An 18,355-nucleotide genomic window follows, 5' to 3' on the forward strand; every position below is an offset into this window, starting at 1 on the left:
TTCGGGAAATGTGTTTAGCAATACCGGAATAATTCCTGTCCCGTAGCGACAATCCCTTGTGGTTGTCGCAGGCATTGTTTTTATACATGTATTGCCTGCGACAACCACAAGGGATTGTCGCTACGGTTTTATTAAAGCTCATCGTCGGGCAGAACCGCTTTGTTCTCCTGCATCAATCCCTCGTTGCCGCGACCCCTGCATGTTCCAGGTATGCGCGTATTTGAGTGGCGGCGCGAACGCTATCCTGGATGCACGAGGCAATCCCGACACCGTGATATGCGGCCTCTGTTAGCACGATGCTGGGCCAGTTTGTCAACGCCGATTCTATGCTGGCGATGTGATGGTGAGTACCTGGGTGTCAGTGCGAATAGTCGCGGTTGCAAGCGCTCGATCAATCGTGCTAACCCTCCCTGTATGCTCAAGAGCATAGGGGCCGCTTTCTCTTTGTCTGTGGGACGTGCAGAGCGTAGCCCTGGCATTAAACTTCGGTGCTTCTTCGCGGCAAGTGCCAGATGGGGTGCCACCGACGCCAGGCTGAGATGGTCTGCTCTCCCCGCGTGAATACCTCCAAGCAGCGGTTCGACCAGTTGATCAACCACCTCCTGACCGAAGCGCTGCCCGATGACCTGCGCGACCGTTGGATCGGCGGAGATATCACTGCGTGGCAGGAGCAGATCAAAACCGGCTCGTGCAATGCCCGGCAACGACAGGATGCCCGAACGGATAATCGCGGTCGGGCTGGTTGGCACCCCGGAGACAAGCCCCTCTGGAAATGGGCATAGCCGTCCTCTTGTCCACAGGTATGAGCGGCTAGTAGACGGTGCTATGAGTTGCTCTTCTAGATCAAGGTCGTGGCAGAGTGCTCTGGCCGCCGGGACGCGTGCGATAAATGCTTCGGGGCCGAGATCGATAGCCGTGCCCGCAACCTGTCCCGTACGAATCTTCCCCCCGAGGCGATTGCTGGTCTCTATCAGCGTGATGTCTATTGGCACAGTCTGGTTGCATAAAAGATGATGTGCTGTGGCGAGACCGGAGATTCCACCGCCAATGATAGCGATATGGGGCATATGCTTATATCCCTTCTGCTGCTGCCGGGATATAGGCACAGGATGGATCAGCCGCCAGCGGATCACCAGTGCTTGCATAAGCTCGCGCCCGGCTGCCACCACATATCGTGCGAAATTCGCATACCCCACACTTCCCTTTGAGTTGTTCTGGATCACGCAATGAGCGGAACAGCGGATGATTTTGGTAGGTAGTCGTTAATGAAAACGAGCGCACGTTACCAGTTGGAAGCGGGAGGAAACCGCTGGGGCAGATATCGCCAGTATGCGAGATAAAGACAAATCCCTGACCATCATTGATCGGTACAGGTGCTCGTCCACCCATCAGTCGGCCCTGCGTACTGAAAGGATCACCTTGTATCTGGCGTTGTAATAGCACGCGTCGATATGCAGGCGCGGCTGTTGCTTTGATGCTGAATGGTATCTGCTGGCTCAGGTCGGCGAGATAGTTGAAGCAGTCCTCGTGTTCGGCGGGAGAAAGGATGGCGTCTTGCGTCGCGCGTCCGGTGGGCACAGCGAAGAAGACGCTCCAGAGATGAGCACCAAATTGTTGCTCGATTCTGGCGGTAGCGGGCAGGTTATCCATCCTTCTTTTAGAAGCTTAGCAATTCTGTTAGAAGAAAGCTACAATTTATTGTCACAAGAGGCTCACAAAACGGCTCCATCTCCCTTATTTACACCTCACACCTCTTGCGTATCGTCGCGTTTCAGAGCTGTTCCCGAAAGCGCGCCAGTGCGAGCAAGCGCGTCGGCAAGCAACTTGGCGATGATGGAGCTGATTATCCCGCTGGCGAGCGTGACGGCGACGACAGCGATAAAAATAGGCAGAGCAAACTCGAAGAGGGAGGCGGGATAAAAAATAAGGTAGAGCACGATCATGACAATGCCGCCAACTGCGCCCGCCAGAATCATCCAGAGCAGGCTAAATGAACGGTAACGGGTGCCAATTGCGATGGCGCTCTCACCAGAGATGGCATAGAAGGCACAGTTAATAAGGATAAGAGGTCCGTACGGCGAGAAGAGCAACATCACGAGGCTATAGAGAACGGCGGTGAGCAGCGCTGATCCTGGCCTGCGCAGGATGTAGCCAATAAAGAACGATGGCATGAGATAGAGGCCGATCCAGGACCAGGCGGCGAACGGGCCGAGTGCGACGGCGAACGAGAAGGCGTAGAGGGAGGAGACGAGGATCAGGCCGAAAACAACGCCAATGGCGGCAATCAACAAAATCTCGCGGGTACTCCAGACAAACAGGCTACGTTGGGACGATGACTTCATTGGGAATTCCTTTTCTTTTATACGTCGAGACGACAATACAACAGGACGTACCAATGTGGTTTCATTGATGAAGGTACATTGGTACTTGCAACGACGTTGTATGCATATTGGAAGAAGGTGGATTTATGCCCTGGTTGGTTCAAGGATAAGGCGGCATGGATATATCCGACCTTCTTACTAAGATATTAGGGCATGCTAATATATCTTGTCAATAGGGATGAGGGGCTATTTTTGGAGTGGTTGCCTTTTTAGGAGGAAGGAGTTGTGAAAATGCAATATGGAGCCGCCATCTCTGGCGACTCCATATTGCATGCTTTCTGTTAGCATAGGCTAGAATGATCTCAGGTAGATGCATATTCTGTCGGATCATAGATGGTGAATTGGCCGAACTGATTGACAAAGTGCATGCCTTTATTGGCTGTTGAGGCGGCTCCGCGCTCCAACAACTCGGAAATGAGATTGGGAAACAGAACCTCTAGAACAGTTCTTCCCCGGCTTATGAGACGATGTAAATGGAAGGACTGAGGCGTTCCTGCCCGATATTCAGGATGTTCTGGCAGGATATCTCGCTCAACGATCTGCACCTGTTCGTAATGCTCAGAGAGTGCACGAGCTGCCAGCAATCCCGCGATTCCCGCGCCGATGACCAGGGAAAGGCACTGGTGAGACGTTAATCCGGTCTGTGTCATAGATGGTGGCCTTTATAGTTGCTTGCCTGACCATCCCGAAGCCGAGGCGGTCAGAATAGCAAGCTGTCGAAAACATTCAGCGTAAGGTGAGCAACAACGTCAGGAAATGCATTGCACCCGTAACGATGAAGCTATTGTAGAAGACCGGGTGCGAAGCGTATAGTAAAAAATTGCTTGATGCATATTTTCGCGCGTATCCTGGGGAAACCTCTATCTGGTTCCTTGAACTATTGAGCATTCCCGACTGTGCTTTTGCGAATACAGAGATGGAATGGGACGTTGACGCATTCAGGTGCCTGGGTACGTGTGCCTTTGATGCGCCCGATGAGCAACGAAACGGCGCACTGGCCCATTTTTTCTTTATCGGGGGCGATAGTCGTAAGGGATGGATGAGCATAGCGCCCATCTTCGATATCATCGATGCCAATGATCGCGATGTCTTCAGGGATGCGCAGGCCAGCTTCATGCAGCACAGACATGGCTCCCAACGCCATCAGATCGTTGAAGCAAAAGACGGCATCGGGCGGCGAATCGAGCGAGAGCAGATAGCGCATCGATGCCGCTCCATCGGCCCGATGCCAGAGGCCACCATTTGCCAGTAAGAGCGGGTCAAGCTCCTGTCCAGCTTCATTGAGCGCTTGCATATAGCCTTGTAAACGCAACGATGGTGCCTCGCTCTGACACTGCTCAACCACACCAATCACAGCGATACGGCGACGGCCCAGGCTTAATAGATGCTGCGTGGCGATACGGGCGGCGGCCACATTGTCGATGAGAACGTGATCAAAGGGAGCGCCAAAGAGACGTTCGCCTAGGAGCACAATCGCGCCTTTTGTCTGGTCCGAGGGAACATCCTCTACGTCGAGCGTGTGCGAATCAAGGATGATGCCATCGACGAGATGAGGGCGTAATCCTTTGACAACCAGCAACTCTTTTTCGCGCTCACTGCGCGTATAGTCGAGCAGGATAGTATATCCCTGTTCCGCGGCGGCGGCAGTGATGGCATTACCAACATCGGAGAAATATGGATTGGAGAGGTCGGGAAACGCATAGGCAATAACTCCCACCGGAGCCTTTCGCAAATGCCGGGCCGCCACATTGGGCTGATAATTGAGCTTTTTGATTGCATCTAGCACCTGTTGACGCTTTTCAGCGCTGACACGCGCGAAATTACCGTTCACGACATTTGAGACGGTCTTGATTGAGACACCCGTATACTCGGCAATATCTTTGAGGTGTACTGTCATTGTTTGCGCTTCTCGTGTAGTAGACGTGCTTACGCACTAATTATCCATCAGTTTAACGTTGTATCATGATAGCATTTCGACCTGTTCGTTGTCAAACAGCACCAGTCCGACCTGTATGCTGTGATTTGCATCAGCCATGTGAGTAAAATATGCTAAGCAAGCCGCACTGCGCTGTAAAGTTACAGGCATCTGGCTTGACAATCGCGGAATGAGGATGGTATACTTGGTTCAACGTTGAACCACATGGCAAAGAAACTACTCTTAGCTTTTTGCGCAATAGCCCTTCATCGCTCTTATATCGTAATGAGACGGTATAATGGGTTGGCAACACGTAGGCAGGTTGCCAACTTGTACGTGTGTCTGCACGTGCTGTGGGCATTGCTTAGCTTTTTTGCCATTGGACTCATTTATTTCTGTCGTGTCCCTTTATTTATCAACGCAGAGATGAGGAAAGGACATTTGTATCATGTCAACGCAGCCTGACACAACATCGGCGTCTTCCCCTACTCCTATTTCGCGCCGCTCCTTTTTGAAAACCACCGCTGCCAGCACATTGTTTGCCGCTGGTGGATTGGGTCTTGCGGCCTGTGGGCAATCAGCACCCGCGACGACCGGCGGTAAATCGCTCTCAGGCGAGATCGTGATCTGGGACCGTTCAGGCGATCTCTTCCAGGTATTTGATGCCACCATTGCATCTTTTAACAAGAAATACCCCGACATTAAAGTGAAACATGTCGCTGTTGATGTCGATGCCAAGTTGCCCTCGACGCTCACAACCGGAGTGAACGTGCCAGATGGCGCTTTTTATGAAGATAACAACCTGCCGGTGCTCTCTTCTCACTATTACGACATCACCGATTGGATTCAGCCATATGTGAAAGACATCGTACCATTCAAGTTGCAGGTCAACACCCATAACGGGCGCATTCTGGGTGTGCCCTGGGATCTTGATCCGGGCCTGCTGTTTTACCGCGAAGATTTGCTTCAGAAGGTAAGTATTGATCCCAAGACGCTGGAGACGTACGATGATCTGATTGCCGCCTCCCATACGTTGCAAGATAAGTTGGGGCCGAAGGTGAAGCCGATCCATCTGGAGCAAGATCCAGGATTGACGCAGCTCTGGGTAAACATGTTTGCGAACCAGCAAGGGGTCAGTATGGTTGATAAGGACGGAAAGCTGCAAATCGATTCGCCTCAATATCTCAACATTATGAACTTCCTCAAAAAAGTGCGCGACGAGGGCATTGGTACGCGTGCAGTTTACCAGTCGCCGGGCGATGTTGCCGCGCTTGATGGTGGCCTGGAAATCTTCAATCCCTGGGCGGTCTGGGCCGTGTATGGGCCGGAGCTGCTTTTGAAGAAGACGAAGGGGCTCTGGCGTGCTATGTCGCTGCCAGCCTGGACAAAGGGTGGTTCACGTGGAGCTGTGATGGGCGGCAGCTCGTTTATCATTCCTAAAAAGGCGAAAAATCCTCATCTGGCCTGGCTATACTATGAGCATCTCGTCTTTAGCCCGGATGGATATCAGGCCGTTTATGGTCCGAATAAGATCTATCCGGGTGGCCTCAATACGTCGCTGCCATCGTATACGCCAGCGCTCTCCAAGCAGTTGTATCAGAACTCTGATGGACTTGGGAAGCAGAATTTGTGGGAAACGGTTACGGGGACTGTTAAGGATATTTCGGGAAACTATGTCTATCCTTCCTGGTACAATCAGGCAATACCATACTTTGGAGCCAACATTCAGCGCCTGTTGGATGGGCAGATGACTCCTCAAGAGGTACTTACAAAGTCGGCCAACGATATCCAGACCAAGCTGATAGCTCGCTCTTAACCTGCAACCGTTTTGTGAGAGAGGACTCAGGCAACTGAGTCCTCGTACTGGAAAGGAAGCTTGCGTTGTGGTGACGAGTAAGCCTGCATCTGGCAGCATCGGACGGCTGCGAAATTGGCTGGGGGGCGATTTTTCACCCTATGTGTTTATCGCGCCCTTCTTTTTGCTGTTCGCAGCCTTCGGCCTCTACCCGTTGCTCTATGCCTTCAACCTCAGCTTTATGTACTGGCACGGAGACGACAATCCCCACTATATCGGGCTGGGCAACTATATCTTTCTATTGACCGATAGCCTCTTCTGGCAATCGATCTGGAACTCGGCCTTTTTGTGGCTGGCGATTGTGCCGGGACAGACGATTGTAGCGATTCTGATCGCGGTGTTGCTCTCACGAGCGACGTTGCGCTTTCGCTGGTTCTTTCGTACTGCCCTGTTGACGCCCTATGTGGTGCCGCTGCTCGCCGTTGCTCAGGTCTGGCTCGTGCTCTTCGATCAGGATTTCGGGACGGTTAATACGCTCCTGCATCTGCTTCATCTAGCCAACGTTGGCTGGCTGACGACAAGCATGTGGGCGAAACCGACGCTGGCCCTGTTAGTACTCTGGAAGAGCAGCGGCTTCGCGATTCTGGTGATGTTGGCGGCGATCCAGAATATCCCACAGGAGTTTTACGAGGCGGCCTCGCTGGATGGGGCGAACGCGCTTGCGCAATTCTGGCACATCACGGTTCCGTTGTTGCGGAGAACGATTGGATTTTTTGTCGTTGTCTCCACGTTAGGTGTGATTCAGATGTTTGCGGAGCCATATGTATTGACGAAAGGCGGCCCTTATAATTCTACGACCACAGCCGGTTATCAGCTTTTGAGCTACATTAATAATTCAGATCTGGGGACTGGAGCGGCGAATTCGTTCTTGCTCATGATCATCGTTATTGTTGTCTCTCTGATCATGCTGCGCCTGCTGCGTACCGGAGATGAGGTCTGATGTATGGCAAATAGAATAGAAAGTCGAATAGAACATATTCCTGCGCAATCGCGTTCCGTGACGCATGCTATTCATCGTCGTTTTCCTGTGAAGGCGGCTGATATCCTATGCTACGTTTTTCTGCTGGTGGTTGTTGTGCTCTCGCTCTATCCGCTCTACTGGATGATTACCTCATCCTTCAAACCCGGTGACGAGATCGCGACTGCTCCGTTAAGCCTGGATATCCACACACTGTCTTTCAATAACTATGCGGCGTTGCTCTCTTCGGTCCCGATCTGGGTTGGCTTCCAAAACACGCTGATCGTGCTGATCTGTAAGGGGGCGTTGACGCTCTTTTTCTGTCCACTGGCCGGTTTTGCTTTTGCCAAGTTTCATTTTCGGGGTCGCGACGCTCTGTTTACGCTGGTTCTTGCGACGTTGATGTTGCCGCCGATTGTAATGCTGGTGCCGCTGCTGTTAGAGATGGGTAGTCTGGATTGGGTCAACACGTATCAGGCATTGATCTTGCCGGGGGCGATTGGTGCCTTCTCGATCTTCTGGATGCGGCAGCAGATCGCCGAGGTGCCGAATGAGTTGTTGGATGCCGGGCGCATCGATGGTTGCACCTCGTTTGCACTCTACTGGCGTATCGTCTTGCCGCTGATCCAGCCTGCATTGGCAGCGCTTGCAATCCTCACCTTCCTGGATATCTACAACGATTTTGTCTGGCCGGTGATCGTCACGAATACCGATGATATGCAGACGCTTCAGGTAATGCTCTCAGCCCTGGCTACTCAGATCAACAACGCCCAGCCGGGTATGACCGGTCACGACGCCTGGGGAGAGATCCTGGCTGCCAGCACGCTTGCCACACTGCCAGTGCTGATCCTGTTCATCGTACTTCAGCGTCAGTTTATTCGCGGCATTTTGTCTGGTGGCGTCAAAGGTTAACCTATTGCTAGAAAGGCTTGATGTATCTATGAATGTGCGCCCTGAGTATCCACGTCCCAACTTTGATCGCTCTCATCGCTGGTTGAGCTTGAATGGGGTGTGGGATTTTATGGCCGATGCTGCCGACGAGGGCCGGGAGGCTCAGTGGCAGCAACCGGGCAAAACGAGATGGACGGGAGACATCACGGTTCCCTTTGCATGGGAGACGACCGCGTCCCAGATCGCGTGTGAATGGTTGCCGGTGGGCTGGTATCGGCGCTTTCTCAGCGTGCCGGTTGAGTGGCAGCAAGAACGGGTGATCCTGCATTTTGGTGCAGTACACTATAGCTGTCAGATCTGGCTCAACGGGAGCTGGATAGGCGAGCATACAGGTGGCTATCTGCCCTTCTCCTTTGATATAACGGATGCACTTGAGGAGGGAAAAGGTGAATTAATAGTGCGCGTGGAGGCACCGCTGGATAAGCTGGCTATTCCACATGGGAAGCAGCGGAGTCGTCCCGTTGATGATTATGATGGGTGTGCGTTTACGGCTAGCAGCGGGATATGGCAGTCAGTATGGGTAGAGGGGCGTCCGGCAACCGCTATTGAGCAGGTGCAGTTGCGGGCGGGAGATGATCTAGCAAGCATTGCCGTACAGGTGGTGCTTGCCGGGCCACATCTTTTTACTGCTGAGCTGCTTATGCAAGTCGAGGGACAGCCAGAGCAGGTGATTGCGGTGGAGGGCCGCTCGACTATCGCGTTGACTCTCTCTGTTGATAACCCTCAACTCTGGACGCCGCAGACGCCTCGCCTTTATCATGTCACGCTGCGGCTCAAGAGCGAGGATGGAGAGGATCGCGTGGGTAGCTATACAGGCTTGCGGCGCATTGAAACGAGGGGCAACCGCCTGCTCTTGAATGGAGAGCGGCTCTATCTGCGAGGTGCGCTGGATCAAGGCTACTGGCCCGATAGCGGCTATACGGCCCCTACCGATGAGGCGTTGCGGCAGGATGTGGAACTGGCTCTGGTTGCAGGCTATAACCTGATCCGCAAGCATATAAAATTTGAAGATCCGCGCTGGCTCTATTGGGCTGATCGTCTGGGTTTGCTGGTCTGGGCCGAGCCACCCTGCGTTGGGCGCTACTCGCCGGAGGCCATTGCACGCTTTGAGGCGCAGCTGGCACCGATGGTGGAGCGTGATGGCAATCATCCCAGCATCATTCTCTGGGGTATTTATAACGAAGAGTGGGGTCTGGATTGGCGAACGGCGCAGGATAAAGAGAAGCAGGAAGCGGTGAGCCGGGCCTATGATCTCCTCTCAGGGCTGGATGCGAGCCGTCCGATTATCGACGATTCCGGCTGGTCGCACGTCAAGACGGATGTGCTGGACTGGCATTATTACGACAACGATATTCGCGGCTGGAATGCGACGACAACGGCGCTGGTGAACGATATGTCAAGCTGGTTCGGGCATCAACTGGCGGTTGATAACTGGTACGAGACTCAGCTGAGTTTGCCTGATACCGATCATAGCGGGCTGCCACTGATGAATGGCGAGTATGGTGGGGGTAGTACCGATGTTGAGCGCGGCTGGCATCTACGCTGGCAGACGCAGGAGTTGCGGCGTCACGATGCCGTCAGCGGCTATATCTATACAGAACTGTACGATGTCGAGCATGAGTTGTGCGGCATTTATACAGCACAGAGGCAACTCAAGCCATTGGGATGCAATCCCGCTCATGTGAACGCGGAGACCGTTATCATTTTCGATCTCGTTCCTGTGAGTCCGGGCCTTGATTATGCTGCAAAGCAGCCAGACATCGAGGTCACGGTGCGGCTGTCACACCAGGGAGCACTGCCTCTTGTGGGCAAGCTGATCTGGGGATGGGAAGGATCGGCGCAAGAAGAGGCCGTAGAGTTGGAGGTAGCTCCATTTACGATTACTGGCTCTCTTCCTGTGCGCGCCCAACTGCTTGTAGGTCAGACGAAAGGTCGCCTGGTTGTTCGTTTCGAAGATGGAGAGGGCGCGGATCGTGCCTATGAGTTTCTTGATGTTGAGTTGGGGTGAGCATGCGCTCATCCCGGAGAAAGGGGGAGATAGCGCGCAAGTTTTGCCATGTGAGCAAACAAAGTTGTCATTGAATGATGCAAAGATGAGAAAGGAATTTCACGATGAAACACATTCCAGGATGGAAATGTCTTGTCCCCTCTCTGTTCGCCCTGTTGATGGGGCTGTTGATCCTGGCACCAGAGGCGTATGCGGCGGGACCGATTAACTGGTTCGTGAGTGTGACGGTAAGCAACACCAATGCTCCAGCGTGGGGGCGCATGTTGCCCTGGGATAAGCAGGGCGATAATCTCATCACCTATACCGAATATCCGGCCAATGGCACGCCAGTTATCAAAGTTGCCAGGAGCAATCCTGCGAACCCGACCTATACAGTGATTGCCTCTATTCCCTCGCCAACAGATCATGGCGGGCATATTCAGGAGCAATCGCAAATGGTGCAGTTGTCGAACGGTACAATTATCATGGCGATGCGCAACCGTCAGACCGATCTCAACTGGTTTGGCTTGCCAATTGTGAAGAGTACGGATGGCGGTTATACGTGGAGCTATGTAAGCCAGCTTGACACCAATCCAAACTCGCAGGGGCGCTTTAATCGAGGGTTATGGGAGCCGTTTTTGTACGTCATGCCTAACGGCTGCATCGCTGGTTTCTACGCGAACGAGAAGCATGCTGATGACAATCCCTCTTATAGCCAGGTCGTATCAGAACGTGTATCGTGTGATGGTGGTGCGACGTGGGGGCAGGAGATTTACGCAGCAGCGCAAGCGGGAAGTGCTCGCCCTGGCATGCCGGGTTTTGCGCGCATGGCAAATGGTCAATATATCCTCGTCTTTGAGGTGTGTGGGACCGATAATTGTAACGTTCACTATAAGATTTCTAGCAATGGTACGAGCTGGTCGAACGATCTTGGCACCGTTCTCCCGAACCAGCAAGCTGGACCGTATGTAACCGTCCTGTCTACAGGCCGCATTCTGGTCACATCGGCAACCACTAACCAGATCTCGATCAGCGATAACAATGGGCAAAGCTGGTATCTCAACAGCCCGCCAGCCTGGAGCGGTACTGAGACATGGCCAGCCATCTATCAGACCGAGACAAACGAGGTTGGCGTCGTAGTCAATCTGAACAGCGCCATTCAGATCAAGTTTGGCACTTTCTGATACATTATTCATTCTATCAGGAAAGGAAATGGCGCACATGGCGGCAAAGAGAAAAAGTATTGGTGTATTGACGGCTATTCTGCTTTTACTCAATGTTCTTTTTGTTGCCTGTGTGCCAACCACAAAGCATATGTCCGTAGCAGCAACGTTTCATAATCCCATCGCGTCTGTAGCTGATCCATTTGTAGTGTATTATCAGGGCAACTATTATTTGACGGGAACATCAACGCGTGGCAGCTTGCAGATCTGGCATGGCCCTCATCTGGAAAAGGTTGCTGAAGCACCAGCGACTACAATCTGGTCGCCAGAGGGCGACCAGCCGCAGTATCAGATCTGGTCGCCTTCGCTATTTCAGTTGGAGTATCACGGTAAAAGCTATTGGTTTGTCTATTTTACGGCTGCCGCTGAGAACAAAAACGAAAGCCATCGCATCTATGTGTTGCAGAGCAGTGGGGCAGACCCGCTCGGCCCTTACACATTCAAGGGACAGCTGGGAGGCACCGATGAGACGACCGCGATAGATGCATCGATTTTACGTATCGAGAATAAGCTATATATGATGTATGTGCAGGAACATGGCACCAATGCCATCTATATTGCACCCATGAGCGATCCTCTGAACTTGAGTGGCGAACCACAACTGCTCATCGACCCGGACCAGCCCTGGGAGCGCGGAGCAGGCGCGGGACAATCGAGCTATCCGGTGGCGGAGGGGCCGCAGGCGCTCTATCACGATGGGAAAACCTTCATTGTCTACTCGGCCAGCGACACGGGCAACTACAACTACTGCTCGGGCATGTTGACCTACGATGGGACCGGCGATCCCTTGAGGAGGGAGTCGTGGGAGAAGAGTGGACCATATTTCCAATATAGCGAGACCAATGGCGTCTACGGGCCGGGCCGCGCCATATTTACCACCTCGCCAGATGGCAAACAGAGCTGGATTGTCTATCATGCCAAAACGACCGCCGATTTTACCTACGAGGGGCGCGAGACGCGGGCGCAGGAGTTTACCTGGAATGCTGACGGGACTCCCAACTTTGGCGTGCCTATCAGCGTGAATACTGCTCTCACACCGCCTTCCGGGGAGCAGGAATAACGCAAGCGTGTTTCCTCTATAGTCCCAAATATAGCCCCAAATCATGTCCACATATCTTTTGCAAGAGATGCCGGCTAGAGTCAACCGTTTCAATAGGTGAAAGTAATTCTTTACTTTTACCCAAGCTTTTGTCCTGCATCTCTTGCTGCATAGAGACCATTGGGGAGAGGGCCGGGGAGGAATTGAGGGCATCTACTCTATGGAAGGAGGAAGGAAAAAAGGTATGCAACTTGGAAAAGCTTTTACAATCAGACTTTTTTGCATTCCTATTCTTTGACGACCATTTATATTGTACAGATTACCGATCCCAAAGCAGGCTTGCATATCAACTATTGTGGTATTAGTTAGGCAGTTGAGTAAAGGTAAAAGGGAGGTGGCAAAACACGAGATACGTGTCCTGTCGCCTCCCTTTTTTGTAGGGTGGAAGCTGAATAATTTTGACTTCGCCACCAGTATCCAAATTGGACAAGAGCCGAGATATGCGTCAAATGACATTAAAGCATCTGACCGACGATGTAATGAACTTTGACATAGAGGACCACACGCCGGTCTCCCTGATAGCTAAACAGAGGATACTAGCAGTTTGCGAGCTTTATCCAGACGCCGGAGGAGCCGCCCGGAACATCGTTATAGCTCCACCATTGCGCCTGCCAGAGCGCTCCGTTATAGGTGACTTTGCTTCCACCCGTGTATGCCGTTGTTGCGCTCCATGCCGCGACACCTGCACAGCTCCCGGTGCCAGTTGTTGGCGTTGGCGTTGGCGTCGTCCCGCCGCCCGTCGTGGGAGTCGGCGTGGGAGATGTTCCCCCATTGGCGAACTGAACGATAATTTTTGTGAAGTCCCAGGAGTTTTGGGCTACGCTGCTACATGTGCCAGAGAGCGTGCCGTTGTTGTCCGGCGGGCTGCACTGGCGGTCGCGGTTGACGGACCAGAAGGTGTAGCGAGCCAGGTGATTGGTCTGCGCAAAGCTCAACACCGTCTGAAAGTCCGATTGATAAAAATACTCCGCACTATCCGTACGACCATTCATTGACGAGATGCCCTCGTGAGCATAGGCGGTTGCGCTGCTCCAACCAAATGTGTTGACGAGCAGCGTGTTGAAGCTCTGTAATGCACTAATTTGGCTGCTCGCGCCACTAAAGCCACCATCGAAGGGCATGATAGCGTAGTTGTTTGGTGTGTAGCCAAGCGTTTTCGCGTTGTTGAGCAGCTGTTGACCGAACCAGCCCGTGCCGGCGGTCGTGCCTGGAATGGTGATCGAGATGTAGAGGCCAGAGTTGTTCTGTTGCAAAATCTGAGCAGCCGCCAGCTCATTGTTGATGGCCGTTGCATTCTCGTATTCTGGTTCTTCCAGGTCGAGATCAAGTGCCTTGAGGCTGTACTTGTTGATGATAGCTTGCTCGGCTGCTGCGGTAGCTTGTGGGGTGCCGCAGACCTGTCCCAGCTTCGTTCCATTATATCCACCGAACGAAACGACAACATCTCCTCCTGCCGCACGAATAGCTGAAATAATCGGTCCGACCTGAGTGTCAGAGGCGACATCGATAAGGCCAGCGTCGCTCTCCCAGGCGGGAGTACAACCACCATCGGCCACGATAAAGGCCAGCGTGAAGGCTTTGGCACCACTCTCTGACATAACGGTTGTCAGGCTGGGAGGATTATTCGCGAGCGGCATAACGTATGGAGCAGCGTTATACCAGTTGGTGCTGAGCAGGGCTGCTGCCTGTACGCTGGACTGGTTGACGGAAGTAAAGACGATAAGAGAGAGAAGCAAGAGTCCGAACAAGGGAATGGTCGCAACATATTTGCGCGTAATGAGCGCATTTTTGTTGCTGAGTTGCGTTCTCAATTGGGAGATGTTCAATTGAGAGATGTTACTGTTTTGCATGCATAGCTCCTTGCATTAGATGTTTCACCAACTATCCATGTCGGTGAATAGACTGTCTGGCATCGTTGTTGGCACCCGGACACCGGACAGAGAGGGGGGTATCTATCTCTTTCAGTATAGTCGATACTGGTTTATATGTCAAGATGTCTATACCACTGAAACAGGGCTTTCCAGTTCTCCGCTCAAAGGGGTGCAGGGGTCTCCCTGCCGGGGCCTGGGGCGTCCCCAGTTTCCTTCCCTCCTTCGCGCGCCGCCGCAGGCGGCGCGCAAAAGAGAAGAAAAAAGTTTTTTGCGGGGACACCCCGCACCCCGGCAAAGGGCTGCCGCCCTCTGCACTCCTGCTAGATGGGAGAATTGGAAAGCCCTGACCACTGAAAAGTAACGGGCGAATATTGCATGATTTTTCTTTTTAGTGCCTGATGCACTTGAATATCTTGCATGTGTATGTTACTGTTAATACGAGATACACGCTGCTGCTGACATCGTTGTCAGTGCTCTCTGCTCTAAGGATGAGGAGTAGAGTGGTGCGTATAATAATAGTGTCTCGCAAATAAGGGAACCTTCGTGCCAGAGGTTTCCCGCTGAAACAAAAGCGCACTCTTGTTGAGGGACAGAGATGTTGAAGCTCGTTCATCTCTAGCGTTCCTGCTTCATGAAACAGAAGTATAGGATGCGAATGCTGCTTTCGCTATCCCTTGATATAGAGTGCCCGTGTAGCGGCTGAAACAAGGAGGGACAGCATGCCACATGTTCGCAAGGCGAAGTTTTCCGTTGTTGTTCTTGTAGTCATTGCTACCTGTATGACGGCATTATTGGCAAATGTAGTGCCAAGCCGCGTCCTCGCAGCGTCAGTCGCCGTAGATCGAGCAAGTTATGTTGACCCGTTCACCGGAACAGGGGTTCAGCAGAACGCTCCATATGGTGGTGGCGATACCTTCCCCGGAGCTGATGTGCCGTTCGGCCTGGTGCAATGGAGCCCCGATACCCAGAACTATGCTCCGGGCGGCTACTGGTATCCCGACACCCACATCAGGGGCTTTAGTTTGACTCATCTGAACGGTGCTGGCTGTAGCGCATACAGCGATATTCCGTTTATGCCCTATGCTGGTGCTGTAACAACATCGCCAGCCAGCAGTCCCACAACGTATATTTCAAGCTTCTCGCATAGCAACGAATCCGCTGTAGCCGGATACTATCAGGTTAAGCTGGACGATGGAGTGGACGTCGAGCTGACCGCAACTCAGCGCAGCGGTGCTGGTCGTTTTACCTACCCCACCGGGAAGACCGCAACGATGCTGGTTAATGTCTCTGGCTCCATTAACGGCGTTGGCGATGCTCAGGCGAATATTGGGAGCAACACTATTTCTGGCTGGGCGAGCAGTGGTGGTTTTTGCGGAGCCAACGATACCTATCGCGTCTATTTCTGGGCGCAATTTAGCCAGCCCTTCGCGACCTATGGCACCTGGCATAACGACATCGTGACTCCAAGCAGCGCGAATGCGCGTGGCGGTAGTCAGGCAGCCCCGGCTGTGCGGGATGCGATCAAGGCCCAATCCAAGCTGTATAAGACGACGCAGCCGGATGCGCAAACCAGGAAGGTTGCTCAATCGCATCCGAATGTTTCCGTCTCCGGGCCGGGTTCTGGCGCGTTCGTGACTTTCGATACGAGCAAAAACGCGGCAATCAGCGTCAAGGTTGGCCTCTCGTTTGTCAGCATTGCCAATGCGCAGGCCAACGTCACTCAGGAGAATCCACGCGGCAACTTCGATCAGACTCGTCAACAGGCTGACCAGACGTGGGATCGCTGGTTAGATGAGGTTCAGGTAAGCGGAGGAACGACGACACAATTGACGACGTTCTATACTGCGCTCTATCATGTTCTGCTTCAGCCAAATGTGTTCTCCGATGTGAACGGGCAGTACATTGGCTTCGATGGGCAGACCCACAGCGTTGCAAAGGGTCATGCATTGTACGCCAACTTTTCTGGTTGGGATATCTATCGCTCAGAGATTCAGATGCTTGCGCTGCTAGCACCGCGCGAGACCAGCGATATCATCCAGTCGATGGTGTACGACTACCAGCAGAGCGGCCTGTTGCCTAAATGGGCGCTGGCAAACGCTGAGACGTATGTGATGGTTGGCGATCCCGCCGATGCGATTATCTCCAGCGCTTATGCCTTTGGTGCTCGGGATTTTGATACAAAAGCGGCTCTGGCAGCTATGATTAAAGAGGCGACGCAGACCAACAATGTGCGTCCGGGCCTGAATTATCTGGATAATCCAGGGTACGAGCCGCTCGATGGCACTTATGGTTGTTGCAACTTCTATGGCGCGGCCTCGACCACGCTTGAGTATAACACTGCGGATTTTGCCATTGGAGCCTTTGCGCAGGCGCTTGACGACAGCGCCAATGCACAGAAGTTTATGGCGCGGGCGCAGAACTGGGAGAAGCTGTACAATCCCACCGATGGCTATCTGGAGCCGCGCACGCTCAAGGGATCGTTCCCGGGAGTCTATGTGCCGACCAGTGGCACCGGCTGGGTTGAGGGCGATGGTTCGCAATATAACTGGATGGTGCCGTTTAACCTGCGCGGACTCTTCAATGCCTTTGGCGGTAATGCGAAGGTTGGGCCACGCCTCGACTCGTTCTTCTCGCAGTTGAATGGCGGTCCAAACTCGCCTAATGCGTTTCTAGGCAACGAGCCAACCATCGAGACGCCCTGGGAGTATGATTACGTCGGTACACCCTACAAAGCGCAACAGGTTGTACGCAACGTCGAAAATACGATCTGGTCGCCCGGACCCGGTGGTATTGCAGGTAACGATGATCTGGGCACCATGTCGGCGTGGTATGTCTGGGCCGCGCTGGGCATGTTCCCTGAAATACCTGGCACCGCCGATCTGGTGCTGGCAAGCCCGCTCTTTCCTAGCATCACCGTGCATCGTGAGAGCGGCCAGACGATTCAGATCACCGCTCCGGGAGCCTCTGCCACGACATATTATGTGCAAAGCCTACAAGTGAATGGTCAAAGCAGCACGAAACCCTGGTTAGCACCCGATTTTGTGGCGAAGGGAGGCACCCTCAGCTATACGTTGGGAACTACCGCGAATATATCCTGGGGGGCCAATGCTGCCGATGAGCCGCCATCGTATCAGACCGGTGAGACGGGAACATTTGTTTCCTTCAAGCCAGGGCGCGCCGTTGTAGGTCCGGGAGGATCACAACAGATCGCTATTTTGGGACAGAACATTGACGGCAAGGGCAATACGGTAGCATGGAGCGCGACCGCACCATCTGGCCTGAGCGTCTCTCCCACCTCTGGCAGCGTCGCGGTTCCGGCAAACGGCACTAATAGCCAGAACGTGCAAATTGCCGCCGCGTCCGATACGGCGGAAGGCTACTACAATGTGACCTTCTCGGCACAACTGAGTAGTGGGGAGAAACTGCCACCGATCACGCTGCTGGTGGTTGTGGCGAAACCGGGCAGTTTGTTGTCATACTACAACAACATCGGCATCTCCAACGATAGCAGTGCGAACACGGCAGATTTCGATGGTGATGGCTACAGCTATTCAGCTCAGCAGTTGACGAGCGCTGGTTTTACGCCGGGCGCGACTGTAACGGTCAGTGGGATCGCGTACACGTGGCCCAACGTGCAGCCGGGCGTTTACGACAATATCGAGGTCAATGGGCAAACGATCCAGACGCCCAATGCTCCAGCCAACGCCGCTCACCTCTCGTTCCTGGGCAGTGCTACCAACGGCGATACGCAGGGGACGGTCACGATTACCTATACCGATGGCAGCACGCAGACCGCCCAGCTTGGCTTTAGCGATTGGACGCTTGGTGCTGGTGCTGAGCCTGTGGCCTATAACAACGTAGTAGCAGCCAAGACATCGTATCGCAACCCGAACGATAAGGTCACAACATATGTCTTCGCCAGCGAGTCGATCGCACTCAGTAGTGGCAAGACTGTAGCAAGCATCACATTACCAAATCCCATGAATATGGGAGCGCTTCACATCTTTACCTTTACTATTGCCTGATGCAAAGAAGCATCTATGGTGTGATGCAGGGAAGCATTGCCAGCATCCTCTCTGGCCGTGAGGTTAGGGAGGATGCTGGTATGTGTGTAG

The 18,355-nt window shown here is 53.2% G+C and carries 13 protein-coding genes; 7 read left to right on the top strand and 6 right to left on the bottom strand.

What is annotated here, in order from left to right; translation table 11 throughout:
• Positions 1-239 precede the first annotated feature (239 nt).
• The 5 genes from hemG to K3T83_RS48680 all read right to left on the bottom strand — a co-directional run bounded on the left by hemG (position 240) and on the right by K3T83_RS48680 (position 4,278).
• Positions 240-1,067 (bottom strand): protoporphyrinogen oxidase, encoded by an 828-nt coding sequence (gene hemG / locus K3T83_RS48660; protein WP_220210378.1) that lies wholly within the window; start codon positions 1,065-1,067, stop codon positions 240-242.
• A gap of 4 nt (positions 1,068-1,071) precedes the next feature.
• Positions 1,072-1,650, bottom strand: coding sequence for a hypothetical protein (locus K3T83_RS48665; protein ID WP_220210379.1), 579 nt, complete (start codon positions 1,648-1,650; stop codon positions 1,072-1,074).
• Positions 1,651-1,745: 95 nt separating this feature from the next.
• Positions 1,746-2,342 carry an ECF transporter S component gene (locus tag K3T83_RS48670; protein WP_220210380.1) on the bottom strand — a complete coding sequence of 199 codons (597 nt, stop codon included), beginning with the start codon at positions 2,340-2,342 and terminating at the stop codon, positions 1,746-1,748.
• A 341-nt stretch (positions 2,343-2,683) separates the two neighbouring features.
• Complete coding sequence (locus K3T83_RS48675; protein WP_220210381.1) at positions 2,684-3,031, bottom strand: NAD(P)-binding protein; 348 nt, start codon at positions 3,029-3,031, stop codon at positions 2,684-2,686.
• A gap of 227 nt (positions 3,032-3,258) precedes the next feature.
• Positions 3,259-4,278 carry a LacI family DNA-binding transcriptional regulator gene (locus K3T83_RS48680; RefSeq protein ID WP_220210382.1) on the bottom strand — a complete coding sequence of 340 codons (1,020 nt, stop codon included), beginning with the start codon at positions 4,276-4,278 and terminating at the stop codon, positions 3,259-3,261.
• A gap of 466 nt (positions 4,279-4,744) precedes the next feature.
• Here K3T83_RS48680 and K3T83_RS48685 point away from each other — a divergent pair, with 466 nt between their 5' ends.
• The 6 genes from K3T83_RS48685 to K3T83_RS48710 all read left to right on the top strand — a co-directional run bounded on the left by K3T83_RS48685 (position 4,745) and on the right by K3T83_RS48710 (position 12,330).
• Positions 4,745-6,112, top strand: a complete 1,368-nt coding sequence (locus tag K3T83_RS48685) for an ABC transporter substrate-binding protein (protein WP_220210383.1) — start codon at positions 4,745-4,747, stop codon at positions 6,110-6,112.
• Between the two features lie 67 nt (positions 6,113-6,179).
• Positions 6,180-7,091, top strand: coding sequence for a carbohydrate ABC transporter permease (locus tag K3T83_RS48690; RefSeq protein ID WP_236065238.1), 912 nt, complete (start codon positions 6,180-6,182; stop codon positions 7,089-7,091).
• Between the two features lie 3 nt (positions 7,092-7,094).
• The gene (locus tag K3T83_RS48695; RefSeq protein WP_220210384.1) at positions 7,095-8,021 is read left to right on the top strand and encodes a carbohydrate ABC transporter permease; all 927 of its coding nucleotides are present in this window, start codon (positions 7,095-7,097) and stop codon (positions 8,019-8,021) included.
• 28 nt (positions 8,022-8,049) lie between these two features.
• On the top strand, positions 8,050-10,068 hold the full coding sequence (locus K3T83_RS48700) for a glycoside hydrolase family 2 protein (RefSeq protein ID WP_220210385.1): 2,019 nt from the start codon (positions 8,050-8,052) through the stop codon (positions 10,066-10,068).
• Positions 10,069-10,172: 104 nt separating this feature from the next.
• The gene (locus tag K3T83_RS48705; RefSeq protein WP_220210386.1) at positions 10,173-11,231 is read left to right on the top strand and encodes a sialidase family protein; all 1,059 of its coding nucleotides are present in this window, start codon (positions 10,173-10,175) and stop codon (positions 11,229-11,231) included.
• A 37-nt stretch (positions 11,232-11,268) separates the two neighbouring features.
• The gene (locus K3T83_RS48710; RefSeq protein ID WP_220210387.1) at positions 11,269-12,330 is read left to right on the top strand and encodes a glycoside hydrolase family 43 protein; all 1,062 of its coding nucleotides are present in this window, start codon (positions 11,269-11,271) and stop codon (positions 12,328-12,330) included.
• A 575-nt stretch (positions 12,331-12,905) separates the two neighbouring features.
• On the opposite strand, the gene K3T83_RS48715 is transcribed toward K3T83_RS48710, so the two are convergent.
• Positions 12,906-14,219, bottom strand: a complete 1,314-nt coding sequence (locus K3T83_RS48715) for a chitinase (RefSeq protein ID WP_236065239.1) — start codon at positions 14,217-14,219, stop codon at positions 12,906-12,908.
• A gap of 740 nt (positions 14,220-14,959) precedes the next feature.
• Between K3T83_RS48715 and K3T83_RS48720 the strand changes: the two genes are divergently transcribed.
• Positions 14,960-18,265, top strand: a complete 3,306-nt coding sequence (locus tag K3T83_RS48720; protein WP_220210388.1) for a GH92 family glycosyl hydrolase — start codon at positions 14,960-14,962, stop codon at positions 18,263-18,265.
• Positions 18,266-18,355 lie beyond the last annotated feature (90 nt).

This window comes from Reticulibacter mediterranei, assembly GCF_016587455.1.

Bases quoted from the DNA above. Each gene is read 5' to 3' on its own strand.
- hemG (WP_220210378.1), bottom strand. From the start codon at position 1,067: ATGCCCCATATCGCTATCATTGGCGGTGGAATCTCCGGTCTCGCCACA.
- K3T83_RS48680 (WP_220210382.1), bottom strand. From the start codon at position 4,278: ATGACAGTACACCTCAAAGATATTGCCGAGTATACGGGTGTCTCAATC.
- K3T83_RS48700 (WP_220210385.1), top strand. From the start codon at position 8,050: ATGAATGTGCGCCCTGAGTATCCACGTCCCAACTTTGATCGCTCTCAT.
- K3T83_RS48670 (WP_220210380.1), bottom strand. From the start codon at position 2,342: ATGAAGTCATCGTCCCAACGTAGCCTGTTTGTCTGGAGTACCCGCGAG.
- K3T83_RS48685 (WP_220210383.1), top strand. From the start codon at position 4,745: ATGTCAACGCAGCCTGACACAACATCGGCGTCTTCCCCTACTCCTATT.
- K3T83_RS48705 (WP_220210386.1), top strand. From the start codon at position 10,173: ATGAAACACATTCCAGGATGGAAATGTCTTGTCCCCTCTCTGTTCGCC.
- K3T83_RS48715 (WP_236065239.1), bottom strand. From the start codon at position 14,219: ATGCAAAACAGTAACATCTCTCAATTGAACATCTCCCAATTGAGAACG.
- K3T83_RS48720 (WP_220210388.1), top strand. From the start codon at position 14,960: ATGCCACATGTTCGCAAGGCGAAGTTTTCCGTTGTTGTTCTTGTAGTC.
- K3T83_RS48665 (WP_220210379.1), bottom strand. From the start codon at position 1,650: ATGGATAACCTGCCCGCTACCGCCAGAATCGAGCAACAATTTGGTGCT.
- K3T83_RS48675 (WP_220210381.1), bottom strand. From the start codon at position 3,031: ATGACACAGACCGGATTAACGTCTCACCAGTGCCTTTCCCTGGTCATC.
- K3T83_RS48710 (WP_220210387.1), top strand. From the start codon at position 11,269: ATGGCGGCAAAGAGAAAAAGTATTGGTGTATTGACGGCTATTCTGCTT.
- K3T83_RS48695 (WP_220210384.1), top strand. From the start codon at position 7,095: ATGGCAAATAGAATAGAAAGTCGAATAGAACATATTCCTGCGCAATCG.